Origin of the sequence: Paenibacillus sp. FSL P4-0081 (genome assembly GCF_000758565.1) — a bacterium.
In the GTDB taxonomy this organism is placed as follows: Bacteria; Bacillota; Bacilli; order Paenibacillales; family Paenibacillaceae; genus Paenibacillus_AQ; species Paenibacillus_AQ phytohabitans.
In genome coordinates, this window is record NZ_CP009280.1 from 5,234,142 (window position 1) to 5,255,510 (window position 21,369).

Consider the following 21,369-nt stretch of genomic DNA (forward strand, 5'->3'; position numbering starts at 1 on the left):
TACCATTAAAAATCAGGACTGTTCACACGCAGCTCCCTTGCCGCGTTACTTAAAGCCCAAGATATTCCTTAATTCCTGCTACAATTTCCCGTGCCAGATTATTTTGCATCTGCTCGCTGTACATAGCCGCTTCATTTCCCGGATTCGTCAGATAACCTGCCTCCAGCAGAACAGCTGGCATGCTTGTTTCTCTGGTGACATGCAGACTCTTCGATCTGACGCCGTTATCTTTGAACCCTGTACCGGCTACCAGATGCTTTTGCATGATTTGGGCAAGCGGAAGACTTTCGCTGCGGCTGTAATAGGTTTCACTGCCATTGACTTTGTCACGGTTCGGATACCCTACATCCAACGAATTCCCATGCAGCGAAACAAACAGCGTAGCCTTTGCAGCTTCAGCAATTCTTACACGGTCCTGCAGACCGAGAGTAACATCCGACGTTCGTGTGTATACAACATCTGCCCAGCCCTCTTGTGTGAGAATCGCTCCAACTTTAAGGATAACTGCAAGATTGAAGTCTTTTTCCGCTTTGCCAGTGAGACTGATTGCTCCCGGCTGCGTGCCTCCATGACCTGCATCAAGCGCTACAATAGGCTTGCCGGTAAGTCCTGTATTCACCGGTGTGCCAGTTCCGCTATTCACCGTGTTGAGATCTACCGTCACCAGCCCTGTGCTGTCATCCGTACTCAGCTGGTAATTCTGGCTGCCTGCGGTTTGGATTACGAACCGGACCGTAGAAGGACTGGTGCTGAACAGTGCATAGCGTATTTCAGATACCAGCGGGTAGCCGCTTACGTCCAGCCTTCCCTGCGGACTGCCGCTGGCAGATACCCCCGGAAAGCTGCCGCTGAAATCAGAGGCAAACGCTGCTCCCTGAAAATCAACTACAATCCGGTCTGGCCCGGTAATCTTGGTCACCGTAGGCTTGGCACCTCCGGCAACCGCTACAATAAGACGGTTCTCGCTGAATACAGCCCCCTTCACTGTCGGGGACGTAACTGCAGGAGTCGGAGAGGCCGTAATACTGCCCTCGACCTCTTCAGTATTCTCTGTATTGGTCTGAGGCAGCTGTGTCGGAGCAGGGGATTGCAATGCCACCACAGGGCCTGCAGAGGCTGCAGGTGCCACGGTAGCTGAAGGCAGCGGATCTGCAGATACAGGGGATTCAAGCGGAATTCCGCCGCTTAAGTAGACTGTTTTGTCGGAATTATCCCAGCCGACACTGAGTCCGAACTGTTCACTCACGAAACGGATAGGAACCAGTACAGTACCGCCATTCTGCTTGGGTGCGGCATTCAGCAGCAGACTTACGCCATCGGCTTCAGCCGTCTTGCTTCCTACTGCGAGCTGTACTGTCTTGCCGTCCTGCTGGACGGTTACTTTGCGGGTGGTCTGCTCCCAGAGCACTTCAAAACCAAGGTTCTCCACCACCACCCGGATCGGAATCATAACGCTTCCATTCACGTTCTCAAGGATGACTCCTTTGGGCAGCGCAAGCTCCTTACTGTCCATCACAATCCTTCCCTGGCTGCTTGCGGCAGCGGCAGCTTCATGGCCGGCGAATGACAGTAACAAGAGCGGCAGCAGCAGTAGGAATAACATCCGTTGTCCGGCTTTCTTCATCCTTTCCTCTCCCTTTTGTCAATTGATAGAACCATAGATAAGATTAAGACGACAGAAATCCCCAAAAGTTGCCTTCACAGGCAATGAATATATCGATTATAGCAAAAAAACTTCTATTTCCGACACCCGGAAATAGAAGTTTTGTGTAAAATTTGTAAAGTTTACGAATTTCTTCGCCAGATGTTCACTCACTTCCCTGCAAACATCCCCGCATTGCTTAGCCGAAAAGCTTGGCCGCATGACGTTCTTCGTACGCGGCAATCTCATCTGCGTGCTGAAGCGTCAGACCGATATCATCCAATCCCTGCAGCAGAAACTGGCGGCGGTGCTCATCCAACTCAAACGTAATGGCAAGGCCGTATTCATCGCTCAATCTGTTGTTCTCCAGATCTACAGTCAGTGTATAGCCTTCATGCTCTGCGGTACGGCTGAACAGGTCATCCACCTGCGTTTCCGACAGCTTGATCGGCAGAATGCCGTTCTTGAAGCAGTTGTTATAGAAGATGTCGGCATAGGACGGTGCGATTACCACTCTGAAGCCGTAATCCATGATAGCCCAAGGTGCATGCTCCCGGGAGGAGCCGCAGCCGAAGTTCGCACGCGAGATCAGCACGGATGCTCCCTGATAACGCGGCTTGTTCATCTCAAACGCTGCATTATCATTTCCTGCTTCATCAAAACGCCATTCGTAAAAAAGAAATTGTCCAAACCCGGTACGCTCGATCCGTTTCAGGAATTGCTTCGGAATGATTGCATCCGTATCTACATTAACCCGGTCTACCGGGGCTACGATACCTGTTAATTTCTTAAATTCTTCCATTTGCTGTGTCCTCCTGCTCTCTCAATTATTCTATGAGTTGACGGCTTCCGTCTTGTAATTCCAGTCGCGGACATCGGTGAACCGTCCTTTAATTGCAGCCGCAGCCGCCATGGCAGGAGAGACCAGATGCGTGCGTCCGCCGCGTCCCTGGCGTCCTTCAAAGTTACGGTTGGAGGTCGATGCGCAGCGTTGTCCAGGCTGCAGAACATCCGGATTCATGGCCAGGCACATACTGCAGCCTGCTTCACGCCATTCAAAACCGGCTTCTGTGAAGACCTTGTCCAGACCTTCCTTCTCAGCCTGCAGCTTAACGCGTCCGGAGCCCGGTACAACAATTGCCGTCACCTTATCGGATACCTTATGGCCTTTGGCTACTTGAGCCGCAGCCCGCAAATCCTCAATCCGGCCGTTGGTGCAGGAGCCGATAAAGACATAATCAATACCGATTTCAGAGATAGGCGTACCTGGTGCCAGATCCATATATTCAAGCGCTTTTTCAGCGGCTTTACGTTCGTTCTCAGTGGTGAAGTCTGCAGGATTCGGCACACTTGAGTTGATGTCCGTACCCATTCCCGGGCTGGTGCCCCAGGTAACCTGCGGAATCAGCGTTTCTACATCGAATTCTACGACAGTGTCATACTGTGCGCCCTCATCGCTTACAAGACCCTTCCAGGTCTCAACAGCAGCGTCATAGGCTTCGCCTTGCGGCACATATTGACGTCCGCGCAGATAGTTGAACGTAGTCTCGTCCGGTGCGATCAGGCCGGCTCTCGCTCCGCCTTCAATCGACATATTGCAGACTGTCATGCGTTCTTCCATCGACAGCTCACGGATTGCTTCGCCCGTATATTCGATAACATAACCAGTCGCAAAATCCGTACCGTATTTGGCGATGACGCCGAGAATCATATCCTTGGCGGTCACTCCCGGATTACGGTTACCCGTGAAGCGCACTTCCATCGTCTTCGCCTTGGACTGCTGCAGACACTGGGTCGCAAGCACATGTTCAACTTCGCTGGTGCCGATCCCGAAGGCAAGCGCACCGAACGCTCCGTGAGTGGAGGTGTGGCTGTCTCCGCAGACAATGGTCTTACCGGGATGTGTCAGGCCAATTTCCGGCCCCATAACGTGTACGACACCCTGGTCAATATCATTCAGATCGAACAGTCTCACACCGAAATCACGGCAGTTCTGTGAAAGGGTATCTATCTGCTGCTTGGAGATCGGATCTGTAATATTGTAACGGTCCTTGGTAGGCACGTTATGATCCATAGTCGCGAAAGTAAGTCCCGGACGGCGGACCGGACGGCCGCTCAAGCGCAATCCTTCAAAGGCCTGCGGAGAAGTAACCTCATGAACCAGATGCAGATCGATATAGATGATACTTGGCTTGCCTTCCTCTTGATGAATAACGTGATTATCCCAAATCTTTTCAAACATTGTCTTGTTGCCCATGAATTTCACCTCATATAGTAGAATCGTTCCATTTGGATGAGAGCGTGGAGTCTCTCTTGAATGTTCTAAATATAACATCAGTACGTTTATAATTCCAAGATATGATTTCTATAGCACTTATAGGTTCATCCTATAGCGCGCGCCTGCAGTACAACCGCCGAAAGTAGTTCCTTACTCTTTAAGCTTCTGCTGTTTCCTTATTGATACGTACCCGCAATGATTCCACGCTGAATGTCCATTTCCAGCTTAATCTCATTAAAAACATCTTCCAGTGTCCTGCTCGGAAGCAGTGTGTTCTGCCTGATATGACTGAGTACGACAGCGGTGCTCCGCTCGAACTTGTGATAATGTTCGCTTTTGACATTGACGAGAACCTGGCTGCAGAGAGCGGTTAATTGCAGGTAATCCGCCAGCACATGCTTCTGCATATAGGCCTGATGAGGCTGTGGCTTAGACCAGAAGCCGGTCTCCCCGTATAGATAGTCATGATTCTCATCCAATGGCTCGATGGCCGAATTATTATGAATAAAATACCCCAGCTGTTCTTCGAGCTCGTCAAATGATTGTATTAATCTTGCCAGAACACCCATAATACACCCCCGTTTATTTCGAAGAACGTATGCCTAGAGCATGCATAAGGGCTCCTGAAGAATAATTTAAGTATATCCTTATGTTCAAAATAAAGATATTTAATATGCAGATTATGTAAGAAGACTATCAACCTGCTGAAGCACACCACTCTTTTCGCTGTCAAACAACCACCTATACTAAATCGGATATCTATAGGTTATACTTATAAATAGATTATCCATTCTTTATATTAAAGGAGCCTGTCCGTGGAACTCAGACAATTGCAATACACACTTCAGATCGCTGCAGAAAGAAACTTCTCACGTGCAGCAGACAAGCTGCATATCGCCCAGCCCTCACTGAGCCAGCAGCTCTCCAAACTGGAGAAAGAGCTGGGTGTTCTTCTCTTCCAGCGTAATACCAGCTCCGTTGAGCTGACCCATGCCGGGGAGAAATTCGTTGAGCAGGCCCAGGCGATCATTGATGCCGTGGAGCTGCTGCGCCAGGAAATGTCCGATATCTCCCAGCTGCGGACCGGACGGGTCGTGGTTGGCAGCATGCCGATCACCGGTGCGCATCTGCTGCCGCATGTACTGCCGGTATTCAAAAGCAAATATGCCGAGGTTGAAATCACCCTTCTGGAGGACTCCTCAATGAATCTGGAGAAGCTGACCGCCAGCGGCCAGACGGATCTAAGCCTGCTCTCCCTGCCGCTGGAGATTCCGACTCTGGCCTATGAGGTGCTTGGCGAGGAACGGATTGATCTGGCAGTCCCGCCTGAGCATCCGTTGGCAGCGCGGAGTGCTCTGGGTATCCGTACCTCACTGCATGAGCTTAAGAATGAACCGTTTATCGTGCTCAAAGAAGGTCAGGGCTTCCGTAAAATGACCGTTGAACTCTGCCGTGAAGCCGGTTTTGAGCCGCAGATTGTTTTTGAAAGCAATAATATGGAGACCGTTCAGTCGCTTGTAGCCACCGGGATGGGTGTAACGCTGGTGCCCCATTTCATCGCACGTGCTCCGCGGAGTGAATTCGTACCTGTCTACCTGCCTTTGGCTGATCCGGTTCCCAGCCGTACCCTGGTGGTCGCTTACCGGCGCGGACGCTACTTATCCCGGGCCGCCGAAGCTTTCATTGAAACCTTCAAAGCAACGGTTGCCGGACTGGCGGACGAATAAACAGCAGAAAAATGCAAATGCCCATCCGGCTCCTGTCTTGAAGCCGGATGGGCATTTGCTGTATTTTCCCGGAAAACAATTATTTATTTGCGCAAATTATGCTGCGTGATCAGACGGTTCTGATCATCCGGCAGACGGGCTGTACTCTCATCAACCGGTCCCTTAGTACGGGAATCTCCGGCTTTTTCCTCGACAAACTCTCTGATCGCCTTGTTTTGAATTTCGGCGGCTTCTTTGGCATTTTGATTCTGTTCCTGCTGGACATTAGTGCTCTTACTCAAATCAATCCACCTCCTGGTAACAGATTATAAATACTTTACCCGTCCCCCTGAAGGTCAAACATTAAATTTGCTTCCCTCCATCCCAAAAAATTCGCCGGACGGCTCTTTGCAAACCCTGCTTTCCCATGGTATTCTAAATGACAAATAGTGAAACGTGCAGACGGGACCAGTAAGAATTGACAATGATTCGCGTGCAGAGAGTAAATTCCGGAAGGCTGGGAGAATTTACCGCGGATGTCCATTCCGAATCCTACCCCCGAGCGGCCTGCCCTGCAGGACGGATACTCCCGTTACGAGAATGAAGTCGGATGAACCCTCATCAATGAAGGTGGTACCGCGGAAGTTAACCAAGCTTTCGTCCTTTGCTAAGTCTAAGGATGGGGGCTTTTTGTCATTTTCGGGCTGACAGCGATTGAAATTGGAGAGGAAAGTGAAAGACAATGACGACAAGAATCGTGGTCAAAATCGGCAGCAGCTCACTGAGCGGCCCTGAGGGCGGATTGAACCGGTCTGCGGTCGCCTTCTTCGCCGCCGAGATTGCCGCACTCCGCAAGCAAGGCTGTGAAGTCCTGCTGGTTACCTCAGGAGCGGTGGCGGCAGGATTCCGTGCTATCGGCTACCCGTCCCGCCCCAAGCTGCTGCACGAGAAGCAGGCCGCAGCAGCGGTAGGACAGGTTATGCTCATGCAGGCTTACCAGGAGGCCTTTGCCCGGCACGGTATTCCTACCGCACAGATCCTTCTGACCCGCACGGACTTCTGCAGCCGCCGCGCCATGAACAACGCCATGATGACTGTGGAGGAGCTGCTCCGGCTGGGCGCTGTACCCGTGTTCAACGAGAATGACACTGTATCGGTGGACGAATTGAAATTCGGTGATAATGATACCCTGTCGGCGCTGGTCGCCAATCTTCTGAAGGCCTCGCGGCTACTGGTCCTGACGGATATGGACGGCGTCTACAGCGGGGACCCGCGCAAGCATCCGGATGCGGTCCGGTATCAGCATATAGAAGAGATTACACCGGAAATCTATGCTATCGCAGGCGGCGCAGGCTCAAGCGTAGGTACTGGCGGCATGCGTTCGAAGATCGATGCTGCCAAGATTGCCACACGGGGAGGCGTTCCTGTCTTTGTGGGCAGAGTTACCGAGCCTGGTGATCTTTCACTGGCAGCTGAAGGTACTGGCAAAGGCACATATTTTGCCACGACCCTCTCCTCCCTGCCCGTCAAGAAACAATGGCTTGGATTCATGTCCACCCCGCTGGGCTCCCTGTATGTTGACGACGGCGCGGTAGAAGCTTTGCTGCATGGAGGGCATAGCCTGCTGCCGGTCGGGGTCAGACGAATCGAGGGCAGCTTCCATTCCGGAGATGTTGTAGAAGTACTTGGCCCGGATGCCAAACTGCTTGGACGGGGCATCGTCAATTATGATGATACCCAGCTCCGCAGCATCCAGGGCCTTCCCAGCCGCGAGGTTGTCCCAAGGCTCGGTGAAGTGCACCGGCTCGAGGTTATCCACCGCGACGAATGGATTACACTGCGTTAAGCCAACAAAACTTTTAGGGGGAATCGTCATGAGTGAAGTGGTAAACAAAACGACGCTGGCCAAAGCGACCACAGGGGTACTCGCCAGCTTGACTACCGGCCAGAAGAATGAAGCTCTGCTTGTCATGGCCGCAGCCTTGCGCGCCGAAGCGGATTACCTTATTGCCGCCAACGCCGAGGACTTGGAGCGCGGGCGGCTAAACGGCACTCCGGAGTCTATGCTCGACCGGCTGGCACTGGATGCAGGCCGGATTGACAGCATAGCCGAGGGCTTGCAGCAGATTGCCGTGCTGCCTGATCCGATTGGTGACAATCTGGAAACCATCGAACGCCCGAACGGCCTGTTTATTGAGAAGGTCCGCGTTCCGCTTGGCGTTATCGGCATTATCTATGAAGCCCGTCCGAACGTAACCGTTGATGCTGCCGGCCTGTGTCTCAAAACCGGCAATGCCGTGGTCCTGCGCGGCGGCTCATCCGCCCTGTCCTCGAACCGTGCGATTGCAGAGGTTCTGCACCGCGCACTGGCGGGTACAGCAGTGCCGCCTGATGCCCTGCAGCTGATCGAAGATCCCAACCGCTCCTCCGTAGATGAAATGCTGAAGCTGAACGGCCTGCTGGATGTCATCATTCCGCGCGGCGGAAGCTCACTAATACAGAATGTGGTGCTTAATGCCACTGTACCGGTAATTGAAACAGGTGCAGGCATATGCCATACTTATCTGGATGCAAGTGCCGAACCCGGTATGGCTCAGCGGATCAGTCTGAATGCAAAAGCGCAGCGGCCTTCTGTCTGCAACTCCATGGAGACTTTGCTTGTCCACCGTGAATTCGCAGCTAGTCATCTGCCGGCTTTGGCAGAGGCCTTCCGCGGTGTCCATGTGGAATTGCGCGGGTGTCCGGATACGGTCGCTCTTGTCCCTTGGGCTCTGCCGGTTACTCCGCAGGATTTCGCCACAGAATACAATGACTATATTCTCAACGTCAAAATCGTGGACACTCTTGAAGCGGCTCTCGGGCATATCGCCGAGTTCAGTACCAAACATTCCGAGTGTATTGTGACAGAGGATGCCGATAATGCTGCCCGCTTCCTGCAGGAAGTGGATGCCGCCGCTGTATATCATAATGCGTCCACCCGGTTCACTGACGGCTTTGAATTCGGCTTTGGTGCTGAAATCGGGATCAGCACCCAGAAGCTGCACGCCCGCGGCCCGATGGGGTTGCCTGCGCTGACTTCAAGCAAGTATATTATCCATGGCTCCGGCCAAATTAGGGGATAATCAAGTATTCATGCTTCATATGTTAACATAACTTTTTAGGGGGACTACCAGCCATGTGTCAGCAACCATCCATACCACTTATTAATCATAATATCGTTTTTTATGGCGCAGGCTCGATGGCTGAGGCAATTGTGCGCGGAATGATCGCCCGGAACGTAGTGGAATCCGGCAAAATCATCATGCTAAACCGCAGCAGCAGCGAACGTCTGGCCGAGCTGCGCAGCCGTTATGGCGTTCTGGGCTACAATGATCCCGAACAAAAAACAGATGCTCTGCGTACAGCACCCGTAATTGTGCTTGCGATGAAACCCAAGGATGCCGCAGAAGCATTACGTAATCTGGGTCCGCTGCTGTCGCCGGATCAGCTCGTAATTTCAGTGATTGCCGGACTGACAATCCGTACTATGCAGGGTCTGCTGGGTACACAACAGCCTGTAGTCCGCTCGATGCCTAACACCTCCAGCTCCATCGGCCTGGGTGCAACCGGCATAGCCTTCTCCAAGGAGGTTGACGAACCGGGCCGCCGCACAGCCCTTAATATCTTCGAAGCTGTCGGGTTAACGGCCGTTATTGATGAGGAGCGGATGGAAACCTTAACAGGAATTTCCGGCAGCGGACCGGCTTATATCTACTACATGATGGAGGCCATGATTGCCGCCGGCATCCGCGGCGGACTGCCGGTTGAACAGAGCCGCGAGCTTACGGTTCAGACCGTGCTGGGAGCTGCCCGGATGGTGCAGCAGACGGGTGAAGAACCTGCCGCGCTCCGCAAGAAGGTCACCTCGCCGAACGGCTCTACCCAAGCCGCGATTGAAGTGCTGGAACGCGGAGATTTCTTCGAAACGGTCATCGCTGCAGTTAACCGCTGTGCCGAGCGTTCCCGTGAAATGGGATCGGCTTTGGAGAAAGAGCTGCAATAATTCTTTAGCATTTGTTCATGTTACATTAGCCCTATCTCCACAAAATAGCCCGCAGACCGCTTCCCCGAAGCAGCTGCGGGCTATTTGTTGTCTGCCTTCCCCCTACCTATGCTGCTCCATCCAAACCGTTGCCCAATCTACCAATGACCTGAGTTCCATTAATCTTACCTCTGCATTCCCGGCCCGGTGAATCTGCAGATTCACCGCCTGCTCATACTCCTGCCCCAATGGGACAAAGTCACTGTCATCCACTGCCTGTGTCGGGTAAGTTAACCACTTGCGGACACCCTCCACCAGAACAGCACTGCTCTCATTAACCATCTGCTTCCCCGGATAGTCAGCACGGGTCTCGGCCAGATGCAACGATGTATTCTTGTCGTAGCCTACGCCAATCAGAAGAATATGCCCGTTCAGCTGATACAATTTGTCCAGGGGTGAACCGGCGCCAAAGATATTGCTCAGATCATGGTCTTTTACCAGATACTCCGCATGTTTGCCGAGCGCGGCAAAAGAACGGGCCGGATGATCCGACCTGGTGGCTCCCGGCCATTTCCGGAACATTTCAGCCACTACTCCCATCCCGATCGCCGGAGTAACCTCCTTGTCGTACGCAGGCCAATATTTACGGATAAGCGGCCACCACTCCGCAGGCTCTTCCCAGTGCACTCCCGTCTGGGGGTCGAGATTCTTCCAGGTCTGCGAAGGCATCATCAGGGTGCCGTCCACACCGACAAGCTCCAGCAGCGCACGAATTAACGTCTCCGCCCCGCCAATCACGAAACCCAGACGGCTGAGGGATACATGTACTATCAAGTTCTGCCCTTCCTTGATCCCGCAAGCCCTTAATTGTTCCACCAGCTCTTCCTTCGTAAGAATCTGCCTGGGTTCTTTACGTTCGGTCATACGCTCCACTCCCTTTTCTGAACTCAATATATAATACAAAAAGACAACCCCGCAGTAAGCTGCGGGGTTGTCTCCGGTGTACCCTGGAAAGCATTGCCCTTGAATTTAATTCATTCTATGACAGGCATCGTAACGTTATGATTTCATCTTCCGCCGCTGCGGAACTTCTGGGAATAGGCTTTGACATCCTGGGCATTCTTCACCCTGTTGCGGGCCCATTCCAGCAGAATGCGGTCAATATAGCGGAAATGAACTTTCCCGGCGAAGACAGATTCCTTCAGTGCAAGCAGAATCAGCTCTTCGGGATACCGGTCCTCATCGACCCAGCCGGAAATGGACTCACATTCCATCGGAGACAGCGGACGGCCGAATTCCTTCTCGAAAATACTGAACAGGCTGCGGCTCTCCTCGGCTTCCGTGCCCCCCGGCGCGGCCGGCCGGCCATAACCGCCCTCCGGAGCAGGTGATCCGGAATAATGGGCGGCAGCCCGGGAACCCGGCTCACTCTCAGCACGGCTGCGCTTCTCCTGCGAATGCTCTTGCGAGACTTCGGCCAGATAAGCACCGAGCTTGCCATACAGTCCGGAGAAGTTGTAGCGCTCATAATGGATATCGCGCAGCTCGTCGTTGTCTCCGTCGATGCTGATGAATCCTTCCTTCATGAGCTTCTGCAGCTCTCCGGCAATAACCGAGATACTGCGTCCGGTTACGGCCTGCAGCTCCTCAAGCGAAGGGAAATCAATTCCCTCCACTTGCCGGAACGAGAGCAGATGAATCAGCAGCATTGCCTCACTGCCAGTCAGATTCAGCTTCCGGTAATATTTCAAGAGTGCATAAGGAATGACGGCCATTCCGTTCTCCAGGCCGAAGGCTACGCCTTCGCCCCAGGTATTCCATCCTTTTCCGTCCATACTTAAGCCCCCTTTGCCCATCCTTACGGGTAAAGACGGTACAGCGTACGAGGGAAGGCAATCGTTTCACGCACATGGTCCAGACCGCAAATCCAGGCCACGGTACGCTCCAGCCCCAGACCGAATCCGGAGTGAGGAACAGAACCGTAAGTGCGGAGATCCATGTACCATTTGTAAGTATCCATCGAAAGATTATGTTCCTTGAAACGGGCTTCCAGCAGCGCCGGATCGTCGATACGCTGTGATCCGCCGATAATCTCTCCATACCCTTCAGGAGCGATCATATCCGCGCACAGCACCACTTCCGGACGCTCAGGATGCGGCTTCATGTAGAAGGCTTTGAACGAAGCCGGATAGTGGGTAATGAAGACCGGCTTGTCGCTCATTTCGGCAATAGCCGTTTCATGAGGTGCACCGAAATCATCGCCCCAGGCGATTTCATAGCCTTTTTCATTCAGGAACTTGATTGCATCATCGTAGGAAATACGCGGGAACGGCGCTTTGATGTTCTCCAGCTTCGAGACATCGCGGCCAACCGCCTCAAGCTCGGCACGGCAGTTCGTAAGTACGGACTGCACCACAAAGCTGATGAAATCTTCCTGCACACGCAAGCTTTCTTCATGATCTGTGAACGCCATTTCCGGTTCAATCATCCAGAACTCGATTAAGTGGCGGCGGGTTTTGGATTTCTCCGCACGGAAGGTAGGTCCGAAGGAATATACGCGTCCAAGAGCCATTGCTGCAGCTTCCATGTACAGCTGTCCGCTCTGGGTCAGATACGCATCCTCTTCGAAATACTTCGTATGGAACAGGTTGGTCGTGCCTTCAGCTGACGTTGGAGTCAGAATTGGCGGGTCAACCTTCGTGAATCCACTCTCATTGAAGAATTGCTGAACCGCACGGATAATCTCTGCACGGATCACCATTACTGCCCGCTGCTTGGAAGAACGCAGCCAGAGATGACGGTGGTCCATCAGGAAGTCAACACCATGCTCCTTGGGCGTAATCGGATAATTCTCAGTAAGATGCAATACCTCTATACCTGTAACCGTCATTTCATAACCTGACTGGCTGCGGGGCTCTTCACGGATAATTCCGGTAACATACAGCGAGCTTTCCTGGGTAAGGCTCTTGGCATCATCCCAGACCTGCTCAGGTACTTCCGATTTCACCACAACGCCCTGGATATAGCCTGTACCATCCCGCAGCTGCAGGAACTGAATTTTACCGCTGGAGCGCTTGTTGTTAACCCAACATCCGATAACAACACTCTCTCCAACATGCTCATTCACATTCTTGATTACACTCTTGTTAGCCATGCCTAAGATCTCTCCTCTAATTTAGCCGTTAATTCCTTGCACAATACTGTAAGTATCACGTGCAATGACAAGCTCTTCGTTTGTCGGAACCACAAGCACCTGAACCTTGGAACCAGGCGTAGAGATGCGGCGCGGATCGCCGGAGCGGACCTTGTTAGCTTCTGCATCCAGTTCGATTCCGAGGAACGTAAGATTGTTCAGTACTTTTTCACGCAGCAGGGAAGCATTCTCGCCCACACCGGCAGTAAACACGATTACATCTACGCCGTTCATTGCAGCTGCGTAAGAACCGATGTATTTACGCAAACGGTACTCGTACATTTCAAAAGCAAGCGTAGAATTAGCCTCGCCTTTCTCCGCACCGTCAATAATATCACGCATGTCACTGCTAACGCCAGAAATAGCCAGCAGTCCGCTGTGCTTGTTCAGCATGGAGTTCACTTCACCGACAGACAGCTCTTCCTTGTTCATCACATAAGGAACAATTGCCGGGTCAAGGTCACCGCTGCGTGTACCCATCATCAGGCCTTCCAGCGGAGTCATACCCATGGAAGTATCCACCGACACGCCGCCATCAACTGCAGTCACGCTGGCTCCGTTACCGATGTGGCAAGTGATAATCTTCAGTTCGCCCAGCGGACGGTCCAGATAATCTGCAGCAGCTTTGCTGACGAAATCATGGGAGGTACCATGCGCGCCGTAGCGGCGGACTTTGTATTTGTTGTACAGCACTCTCGGAATGGCATACATATAAGCCTTCTCAGGCATCGTCTGGTGGAAGGCAGTATCGAATACAACAACCTGAGGCACACCTGGCATATTAATTTCAGTCGCTGTAATCCCCATCATAGCAGCCGGGTTATGCAGCGGCGCAAGGTCAAACAGCTGGCGGATCTTCGTCTTCGCATCTGCATCTACAAGTGCGGAAGCCTTGAAGAATTCTCCCCCGTGTACTACGCGGTGCCCAACGGCATTGATCTCGTCGGTGGAAGCAATTACGCCATGTTCCTTGTCAGTCAGACAAGCAAGCACTTTGCGGATTGCCGTGTTGTGTTCAAGAATTTCGCTTACTTCAGTTACTTCCTGTTTGCCGGTTGGCTTGTGGTTCAGAATGGAGGAATCCATCCCGATACGTTCTACCAGACCTTTGGCCAGTACAGATTCATCTGTCATATTATACAGCTGGTATTTCAATGAAGAACTGCCGGAGTTAATAACTAAGATATTCATACACGGTCACCATCCTTGTCATACTTGAAGAAGCCTTCGCCCGATTTCGCACCCAGTTGTCCTGCACGTACCATCTTCTTAAGAATCGTGGAAGGACGGTACTTGAGTTCGCCGTATTCACGGAACATGTTCTCAAGTGCAGCAAGAACAGAATCCAGACCGAAACGGTCTGCCATTTCAAGCGGTCCGTTCTGGAACTGGTAGCCAATGCGCATAGCATCATCAATATCTTCAGGAGAAGCGACACCTTCCTGCAGCACATGCATAGCCTCGTTAATGAACAGGCAAATGAGGCGTGAGGTTACAAATCCCGGGGATTCATAGATCATTACGCCTTTTTTCTCAACGATCTCATCAACAAAGGTTTTGGTATCTTCAAAGGTGCTGTCGGAAGTTTTCAATCCGCGCACGATTTCAACCAGATCAACCTTCGCTACAGGATGTATGAAGTGCATGCCGATTACGCGTTCCGGATACATTGTCGAGCTTGCAAGCTCAGTCAAGCTTAAAGTTGACGTGTTGCTGGCAAGGATAATGTGGCTCGGACACACCTGATCGAGCTGATTGAATACCTTCTGCTTCGCTTCCAGATCTTCAACGATGGTCTCAATGACCATATCGCAGGAGCTCAGTTCAGCAAAATGTGTCACTTTTTGGATACGGCTAAGAATCAGTTTCTTCTCCGCTTGGGTAATGGCCCATTTCTCCAGCTGTTTGTCGAGACTGGTCTCGATCATTTCGTAGGAGTAGTTCAGTCTGTCTGCAGTTTTCTCCACCAGCATTACATCCAGGCCCTTGGCTGCCAGCATTTCAGCAATCCCTTGTCCCATTGTGCCACCGCCGATGACACCGATCTTTTTAAAATTCATTTAAAAGTCTCCATCCTTTCAGGTATCTATACTTTTGTATTGTACCTTGTCTGTCGAAAAAAATATGTAGCCCGACATATAATGATATCTTAGCATGTCTGAAAAGTAAAAAAAAATAACCGGCATAAAGAATTATGCCGGTAAAAGGACACTGTCACGAAATTGACAACGAAATTGCTCCCCGGAGAGAACTTCTTCCTTCATTAAAATGTCAAGAGAGTAATCAAATACATTTCTTTGCTTATTCAGCAGGTCATTCGTGCGGACCATTAGCTCATCCAGTATTTTACTATTCTCTTTCATCAGCTCTTCAGTGGTTACCATTTGCAGATTAGCAATCCCGAGTGAGGTAAGTCCCGATTTCATCATTGTTTCGACAATATTCAGCGCCTGGTCAAAGTCTCCGCGTGAACCGGTACTGCGTCCGCCGTAATACATCTCTTCGGCAGCTGCTCCGCCCAGGGCAATCATAATCTGATTCTCCAGATAATCCTTCGTGTACAGATACTGTTCGGTCTGCGGATTATGTCTTACATACCCGAGAGCTTGTCCGCGCGGAGTCAGGGTAACCTGGCTAACGCTTCCCGGACGCAGCAGCTCAGCCATAATAGCATGTCCCAGCTCATGAATCGCTACCCGCTGTTTCTCCTCATGATTCGTTTCCCGGTCGGTCTTCTCACCCATCATGACTTTATCAATCGCCATCGAGAGATGACGCTGCTCTACCTGGGTCAGATTCTCACGCATCATGTAAATCGCTGCTTCATTCATCACGCTTTCCAGCTGTGCACCCGAGAAGCCATAAGCTTCCTCGGCGATTTTATCCAAGCTTACCGTTTCATGCAGCGGTTTGTTCTTGGCATGCAGATCGAGAATCGACTTGCGGCCTTTCTTGTCCGGCATGTCCACCTGGATGTGGCGGTCGAACCGGCCCGGACGCAGCAGTGCGGAGTCCAGCATCTCCTTGCGGTTCGTTGCTGCTACCAGCAGAATGCGCGGGGCTTCATTGTTATAGATCCCGTCCATCTCGGTCAGCAGCTGATTAAGCGTCTGGTCGTATTCACGCTGCTGCCCGCCTTCACGCTTGCCGCCGATGACATCAATCTCATCAATAAATATAATGGCACTTTGCTTATTTTCCTTAAGCGCACGGGTACGGGCATCCTTGAACAAATCGCGGACACGTCCTGCACCGACACCGACATACATTTCCACAAACTCACTGCCTGATGCAGCCACAAATACTGAGTTGGTATAATGTGCCGCAGCCTTGGCCATCAGCGTCTTACCGGTTCCCGGAGGCCCTGTCAGCAGAATCCCCTTCAGCGGGCGAATCCCGAATTTGCTGATTTCTTCATGCCGGATCAGAAAGTCCAGTGCTTCCCGCAGCTCCTGCTTGGCGTTGTCCTGGCCGCCGATTTCCTCAAAAGTCAGCTTGGACGGCCCATTCTTCTTACGTTTCTTATCTGCACCTGCATTTACCGCCAGACCGCCGCGTGCGTGGGCAATAAACAGGAGGGCAGCGACCATGCCGAAGGCAATAATTACAGGGAAAATGTTAATCCCGACAAAAACCATAAAAATCAGCATGACCGGAACAAATCCGGCCAGGACCTCTTTCCAATACTTAGGCATTGTTCCACACTCCCATCGTAGCCGCCGCACGCGGCAGAATGATGAACTTACTCTCTTTACCGTTGCTCAGACTCACATACACATTCTTGTCATCAATTTCCGTTGTTGCTATAACCCCGCTGTACTTGCTGTCTTGCGTCTTCAGACCATCCAGCTTGGCAGGGATTAATGTATACTTCCGGCTCTCCATCGCCTCTGCAACCGAGAACATGGCTTTATCCCAATACTCATCCAGCAAAGCGCTGGAGTTCTGTTCGACATCCAATTTGAGCGTGCGGCCGTTGATAGCTGAGCTGCCCTCTTTGGATACATACTGCACGAGCTCACGTAATTTCGTGCCCGGCTGCAAATCAAGTTTCAAAGTGACCTCATTGCGTTTAATACTAATATGGGAATCCTTCACTCCCTCATAGGATGATACAAGTTTTTGCAGCGGCTCCTGCACAGCGAACTGGCGGTACGAATACCAGCCACCGAATAACAATGCAGCGGACAGCAGAGACGTTAGCAGTACAGGCATAAGACGCAGTTTCAAGAAACGTCCTCCTCTCAAAAATGACCGAACATAAATCTATAATAATGACCAATCTAGCGTGTCTAGCGCCCTTCCGAGACTGACATGCTCTTAAGCATGTCCTGATACAAGTAGTAGTATATCACAGGTGTATATACGATTTTACATAAAAGTGTGAATATATTTAAAATTTTTGATACTAATTTCTGGATGTTTCAGTAGATTATCTTTCTTATCGGCAATAAATGTGTACAGAATTAGCTTTGCCGGTAAGGATATCGAAAAAGAGCACCCTGTAGGCAAATAAATGCCTGCGGCGCTCTCTTTTGTAGGACATGGACTTAGGAGTCGCATTAATTCCTCCAGTTCCAAAGCTGAAGGGGCTTTGCCTCTTTATTAAGGTCGACCCTTCAATATAATCCGCCTTTTGCTGGTCTGCCGCTGGCGCGGACTCAGATTCCGTTAATTAACAAATACACCCCATTTCGGGCTTAAATGAACAAGATAACGGAATCTCAGTCCGCTTCACTCATTGTTAGTTTGAATTTACACCTTGGCTTGGTGCTGTCTGATTTCGCCGGCCATGTATTCTGCAAAATCAATTAATAACTCCGGGTCGTAACTGCTGTCACTCGCCACACCGCTATATTCTTCAAGGCAGTGCTTCAGCAGCCCGTGATAGCTGGACGGCAAATGCTGCAGGCCCCACTCCCCGCCTTCCTTTTTGGAAGACACAACTTCTTCCCGCACAAAATACAGCACACGGCACAAATTCAATGTGTAGTACACTGGAGAATCTATGATTTGCTGAGCAGCATCTCCGATATCACCAAGGATAGAATCGAGGTAGTATTGGCGGTCTACCGGCAGAAACGCTTCGCGGATAGGCTCGCCGTACAGAATAAATCCCCGCTGATAGACTACGGCAAATTGAGCCGCAAGATCCCTGTCCTCAAACCCGCCACACAGATAATGCTCATCATTTCTGTACCGGTCCAGATGAAAGTCCGAGAAGTGAAACTCAAAGGGCGTCGGATGCACAAAGTTCTTCAAATATTTCTTCAATACAATAGTTAGCTCAACCCCGCGCCGGTTCGGCAGACTGTCGTGATAAGCTATCACTTTCTTGGCCAGTTTCCGGCTGACCTCTACAGGCAGCTTGTCGTGTACGACAATCAGCAGATCAATATCACTTTTATCCGGATGAAAACAGCCCATGGCCAGCGAACCGTGCAGATAAATCCCGGACAAATTTGCCCCCAGCTCCTCTTTGAACAACGTTACCGCCTGATCTAAATAGGCTAGAATTTCCAAATTTATGATCCTCCTGAATTTCAATTATGTATGAAGCAGATGCCGGGAATGAATACTTCCGATATGACAATCCGGTATGCATCATCGTATATACTGATTTATGCTATCCAGCTGTCATGCCATCGAAATGGATTCATCTATTCCTCCCCTATTATTAAGCCATAGCTCCAAGTAGGCCACAAGTCCAAGAATAGTTATTGATTGTTCTCTCCCTTGAAGAACCTTTTAAATTACGGCTTATATTAATATAAAAAGCGGGAGAACAGTTCAACTGTCCTCCCGCTCCTTCTGTAGACCATTCTTGCTGCCGCTTACCGGTTGGGCAGGCTGTACCCTTCACCGATGGCACTGCCGTCTGTGAAGCGATAGAAGCTGTAATAGAACCTGCCGTCCTTTTTGTAGAACAGCTGCCAGGCATATTCTCCGTTATACACTCCCGGCAGCAGCCGCTTAATCGTAATACCCGGAAGCTGGGCAGCTATAATATCACGGATTTGCGCCTCAGAAGTCCCTTTGCTGAGCTCCTCCGCATATAAATCGTTGTCGCCTCCGGCTGGCTGGCCTTCCTTGGTAAAACGGACCCAAACCATCAGCTCGGTTCCTGCATCATTTTTTCCGGTAAGCACCCAGTATATCGCATTTTCATCCCAGACGGATTTCTGTGCTTTGGTTACCTCAGTTAAGCCGGCCCGCGCTCTGGCAATCTCTTTGGCTTCACTCCGCTCGTTCCACTGATCCTTCATAATGTAGGCATAAAACTGGCTTAGTCCGAACAGAAGGAGCAGAACCAGGGAAATCCCCAGCGGAAGCCATTTTCTCCTCTTCTTCAACATGCAGCTTCCTTTCCCTTTAAACCTGTATTACCGTTTAAGCAGTCCCTCGAACGTTTCCTGCGCTTTGCGGCGGATAGCTTCTTCATCTAGTGTCAGACATTGTCCGTGCTTCACAACCTGTTTGCCGTTCACCCAGACATTCTCCACATCCTTGGCACTGGCTGAATATACCGCATGGGACAAAAGATCGGTATGCGGCAGCAAGTGCGGCTGATCAATATCAATCGCAATGAAGTCGGCTTTCATCCCTGCTGCAAGCCGGCCTACCTGGTTCAGGAAAATAGACTGTGCACCATATTCGGTCGCCATCAGCAGCGCCTCTGGAGCCGGTACTGCTGTAGGATCACCGCTTACACCTTTGTGGATCAGCGCGGCCAGCCGCATTTCTTCGAACATATCCAGGTTGTTGTTGCTTGCCGCACCGTCCGTACCCAGGGAGACCTTAACTCCTGCTCTAAGAAGCTCAGGAACACGGGCTACTCCGCTGGCCAGCTTCAGATTGCTGCCGGGATTGTGGGATACACCAACATTGTGGCGGGCCAGAATCTCAATCTCTTCATCGTTCAGATGAACACCATGGGCGATCAGGGACGGCCGGGTGAACATTCCCAGCTTCTCCAGATGAGCGACCGGACGCAGGCCGTAATCGGCCACATTCTGCTCCACTTCATGACGCGTTTCGGACATATGCGTGTGCATCGGCAGATCAAGATCATGAGCCGCCTGGACAAACTTCATGAAAAACTCCGGAGGACAGGTGTAAGGCGCATGCGGCGAGAGCATTGCAGTAATTCTGCCGTCAGCCTTGCCATGCCAGTTCCGGGCAAAAGCAATCGCCTCCGCGAGCTTATGATTCTGCACCTCTTCCGGACAAAGGCCAATAACACCGCGCATAAGTACAGCACGGATGCCTGACTGCTCGGTAACCTCAGCAACCCGGTCCATATGGTCATACATATCGAGGAAGGTCGTAGTGCCGCCCTTCAGCATCTCAAGAACGGACAAAGAGGTTCCCCAGTACACATCATCACCGGTGAATTTCTCTTCCATCGGCCACATTTTTTCCTGCAGCCAAGCCTGCAGTACCATATCATCGCCGTAGCCGCGCAGCAGTGACATCGCCGCATGGCCGTGGGTGTTGACGAGACCCGGCATGAACAGCAGCCGGCTGCCGTCAATAACCTCGGCATCCTCTTCAATTACAGGCTTATCTTCACCTATGTAAGTAATCAGATCATTTTCGATGGTCATATAACCGCTCAGCACCGGCTTATCGCTGCCAGGCACCAGAAAACGCCCGTTTTTAATAATGGTTTTATTGCTGCTCATCTTCAGCTTCGTCCTTTCCGTCATGCAAATAATAAGCCAGACTCTGCAGATCCGTAGTGAAATCGGCGGCATGAATCCGGATATTGGCCGGAGTCTTCAGAATTACAGGCGCAAAATTCAGGATCGCCTCAATGCCCGAATCCACCAGAATGTCAGCAACGTTCTGTGCTTCACTGTCCGGAACGGTAATAATCCCGATGCGGATGCCCTGTGCACGGATGGTATCCCCCAGCTCACTCATCGGCTGAACAGTCAACGAGTTGATCTGCTGGCCTACCTTAGGCTCATAAGCATCAAATACAGCTGTAATCTTCATCGTATCCTTCAAGTAAGCATTGTAATTCGACAAGGCGTGGCCAAGATTACCTGCACCTACCAGAGCTACATTAATCTGCTGGTCCAGCTTGAGAATATGCCTGATCTTCTCAATCAGATAAGAGACATCATAACCAATGCCTTTTCTGCCGAAATCACCAAAATAAGCCAGGTCCTTGCGGATCTGGGCGGGGTTGAGATCAAGCTTCTGTCCCAGCTCCTGAGAAGAAACTGTTGAGATTTCACGTTTTTGGAGATCGTTCAGGAAACGCAGGTACACTGGGAGTCTGCGAACGACGGCCTCCGATATTTTATCCGATTTCATGTTTTCTCCTCCTAAAAGTTTTGATAGCATATGCTGCTTGATTCAACTTCGCAAAACTCGCTTCGTAAGCATTCACTTAGGTTTTATAGCATATGCTGCTTGATAAGCCGGTTATAGGAACCGTGCTCCGGGTACTACTGCCCGTTTGGGCAGCAGCAGTGGAGCACGGGACTTCAGAACAATAATTACTTATACATAATATCA

At 51.2% G+C, this 21,369-nt stretch carries 20 protein-coding genes; 4 read left to right on the forward strand and 16 right to left on the reverse strand.

The genetic code is table 11. The features are described from left to right. Positions 1-49 precede the first annotated feature (49 nt). The 4 genes from P40081_RS22440 to P40081_RS22455 all read right to left on the reverse strand — a co-directional run bounded on the left by P40081_RS22440 (position 50) and on the right by P40081_RS22455 (position 4,489). A complete protein-coding gene (locus P40081_RS22440; protein ID WP_042138569.1) occupies positions 50-1,624 on the reverse strand; it encodes an N-acetylmuramoyl-L-alanine amidase family protein in 1,575 nt (524 codons plus the stop codon). 217 nt (positions 1,625-1,841) lie between these two features. Next, the gene (gene leuD / locus P40081_RS22445; protein WP_039308853.1) at positions 1,842-2,444 is read right to left on the reverse strand and encodes a 3-isopropylmalate dehydratase small subunit; all 603 of its coding nucleotides are present in this window, start codon (positions 2,442-2,444) and stop codon (positions 1,842-1,844) included. A gap of 30 nt (positions 2,445-2,474) precedes the next feature. Further along, complete coding sequence (gene leuC, locus P40081_RS22450) at positions 2,475-3,899, reverse strand: 3-isopropylmalate dehydratase large subunit (RefSeq protein ID WP_042138572.1); 1,425 nt, start codon at positions 3,897-3,899, stop codon at positions 2,475-2,477. Between the two features lie 197 nt (positions 3,900-4,096). Further along, a complete protein-coding gene (locus tag P40081_RS22455; protein WP_042138573.1) occupies positions 4,097-4,489 on the reverse strand; it encodes a hypothetical protein in 393 nt (130 codons plus the stop codon). 246 nt (positions 4,490-4,735) lie between these two features. Here P40081_RS22455 and P40081_RS22460 point away from each other — a divergent pair, with 246 nt between their 5' ends. Continuing rightward, positions 4,736-5,647 carry a LysR family transcriptional regulator gene (locus P40081_RS22460; protein ID WP_039308847.1) on the forward strand — a complete coding sequence of 304 codons (912 nt, stop codon included), beginning with the start codon at positions 4,736-4,738 and terminating at the stop codon, positions 5,645-5,647. A gap of 83 nt (positions 5,648-5,730) precedes the next feature. Here P40081_RS22460 and P40081_RS22465 read toward each other — a convergent pair whose 3' ends face one another. Continuing rightward, positions 5,731-5,928 carry a hypothetical protein gene (locus P40081_RS22465; RefSeq protein WP_042138574.1) on the reverse strand — a complete coding sequence of 66 codons (198 nt, stop codon included), beginning with the start codon at positions 5,926-5,928 and terminating at the stop codon, positions 5,731-5,733. 440 nt (positions 5,929-6,368) lie between these two features. On the opposite strand from P40081_RS22465, the gene proB reads away from it, so the two are divergent. The 3 genes from proB to proC are packed head-to-tail and all read left to right on the forward strand — an operon-like array spanning position 6,369 to position 9,668. Next, positions 6,369-7,472 carry a glutamate 5-kinase gene (gene proB / locus P40081_RS22470; protein ID WP_042138575.1) on the forward strand — a complete coding sequence of 368 codons (1,104 nt, stop codon included), beginning with the start codon at positions 6,369-6,371 and terminating at the stop codon, positions 7,470-7,472. A 28-nt stretch (positions 7,473-7,500) separates the two neighbouring features. Beyond that, positions 7,501-8,748 carry a glutamate-5-semialdehyde dehydrogenase gene (locus P40081_RS22475; RefSeq protein ID WP_042138576.1) on the forward strand — a complete coding sequence of 416 codons (1,248 nt, stop codon included), beginning with the start codon at positions 7,501-7,503 and terminating at the stop codon, positions 8,746-8,748. Positions 8,749-8,801: 53 nt separating this feature from the next. Further along, positions 8,802-9,668: a pyrroline-5-carboxylate reductase gene (proC, locus tag P40081_RS22480; protein WP_042138578.1), complete on the forward strand. Its 867-nt coding sequence runs from the start codon at positions 8,802-8,804 to the stop codon at positions 9,666-9,668. A gap of 102 nt (positions 9,669-9,770) precedes the next feature. Here proC and P40081_RS22485 read toward each other — a convergent pair whose 3' ends face one another. From P40081_RS22485 to P40081_RS22535, 11 genes are all read right to left on the reverse strand, one after another. After that, entirely contained in the window at positions 9,771-10,571 is an 801-nt protein-coding gene (locus P40081_RS22485) for an AAC(3) family N-acetyltransferase (RefSeq protein WP_042138580.1), read from the reverse strand. A 143-nt stretch (positions 10,572-10,714) separates the two neighbouring features. After that, a complete protein-coding gene (locus tag P40081_RS22490) occupies positions 10,715-11,482 on the reverse strand; it encodes a DnaD domain-containing protein (RefSeq protein WP_042138582.1) in 768 nt (255 codons plus the stop codon). Positions 11,483-11,505: 23 nt separating this feature from the next. Then, positions 11,506-12,801, reverse strand: a complete 1,296-nt coding sequence (gene asnS / locus P40081_RS22495) for an asparagine--tRNA ligase (RefSeq protein ID WP_042138584.1) — start codon at positions 12,799-12,801, stop codon at positions 11,506-11,508. Between the two features lie 21 nt (positions 12,802-12,822). Then, positions 12,823-14,031 carry an acetate/propionate family kinase gene (locus P40081_RS22500; protein ID WP_042138586.1) on the reverse strand — a complete coding sequence of 403 codons (1,209 nt, stop codon included), beginning with the start codon at positions 14,029-14,031 and terminating at the stop codon, positions 12,823-12,825. Then, a complete protein-coding gene (locus tag P40081_RS22505) occupies positions 14,028-14,900 on the reverse strand; it encodes a 3-hydroxyacyl-CoA dehydrogenase family protein (protein WP_042138587.1) in 873 nt (290 codons plus the stop codon). Before P40081_RS22505 ends, P40081_RS22500 begins: the two co-directional genes overlap by 4 nt. Before the next feature lie 132 nt (positions 14,901-15,032). Continuing rightward, positions 15,033-16,535, reverse strand: a complete 1,503-nt coding sequence (locus P40081_RS22510) for an AAA family ATPase (protein WP_042138589.1) — start codon at positions 16,533-16,535, stop codon at positions 15,033-15,035. Beyond that, on the reverse strand, positions 16,528-17,070 hold the full coding sequence (locus tag P40081_RS22515; RefSeq protein WP_042138590.1) for a hypothetical protein: 543 nt from the start codon (positions 17,068-17,070) through the stop codon (positions 16,528-16,530). Before P40081_RS22515 ends, P40081_RS22510 begins: the two co-directional genes overlap by 8 nt. A 525-nt stretch (positions 17,071-17,595) precedes the next feature. Beyond that, complete coding sequence (locus P40081_RS22520; RefSeq protein WP_042138591.1) at positions 17,596-18,363, reverse strand: aminoglycoside adenylyltransferase domain-containing protein; 768 nt, start codon at positions 18,361-18,363, stop codon at positions 17,596-17,598. Between the two features lie 311 nt (positions 18,364-18,674). Beyond that, positions 18,675-19,196 (reverse strand): cell wall elongation regulator TseB-like domain-containing protein, encoded by a 522-nt coding sequence (locus P40081_RS22525; protein ID WP_231575172.1) that lies wholly within the window; start codon positions 19,194-19,196, stop codon positions 18,675-18,677. Positions 19,197-19,223: 27 nt separating this feature from the next. After that, positions 19,224-20,525 (reverse strand): amidohydrolase, encoded by a 1,302-nt coding sequence (locus P40081_RS22530; RefSeq protein WP_042138594.1) that lies wholly within the window; start codon positions 20,523-20,525, stop codon positions 19,224-19,226. Next, the gene (locus P40081_RS22535; RefSeq protein ID WP_039308806.1) at positions 20,512-21,165 is read right to left on the reverse strand and encodes a redox-sensing transcriptional repressor Rex; all 654 of its coding nucleotides are present in this window, start codon (positions 21,163-21,165) and stop codon (positions 20,512-20,514) included. The genes P40081_RS22530 and P40081_RS22535 overlap by 14 nt, the downstream gene beginning before the upstream one ends. Between the last annotated feature and the right edge of the window lie 204 nt (positions 21,166-21,369).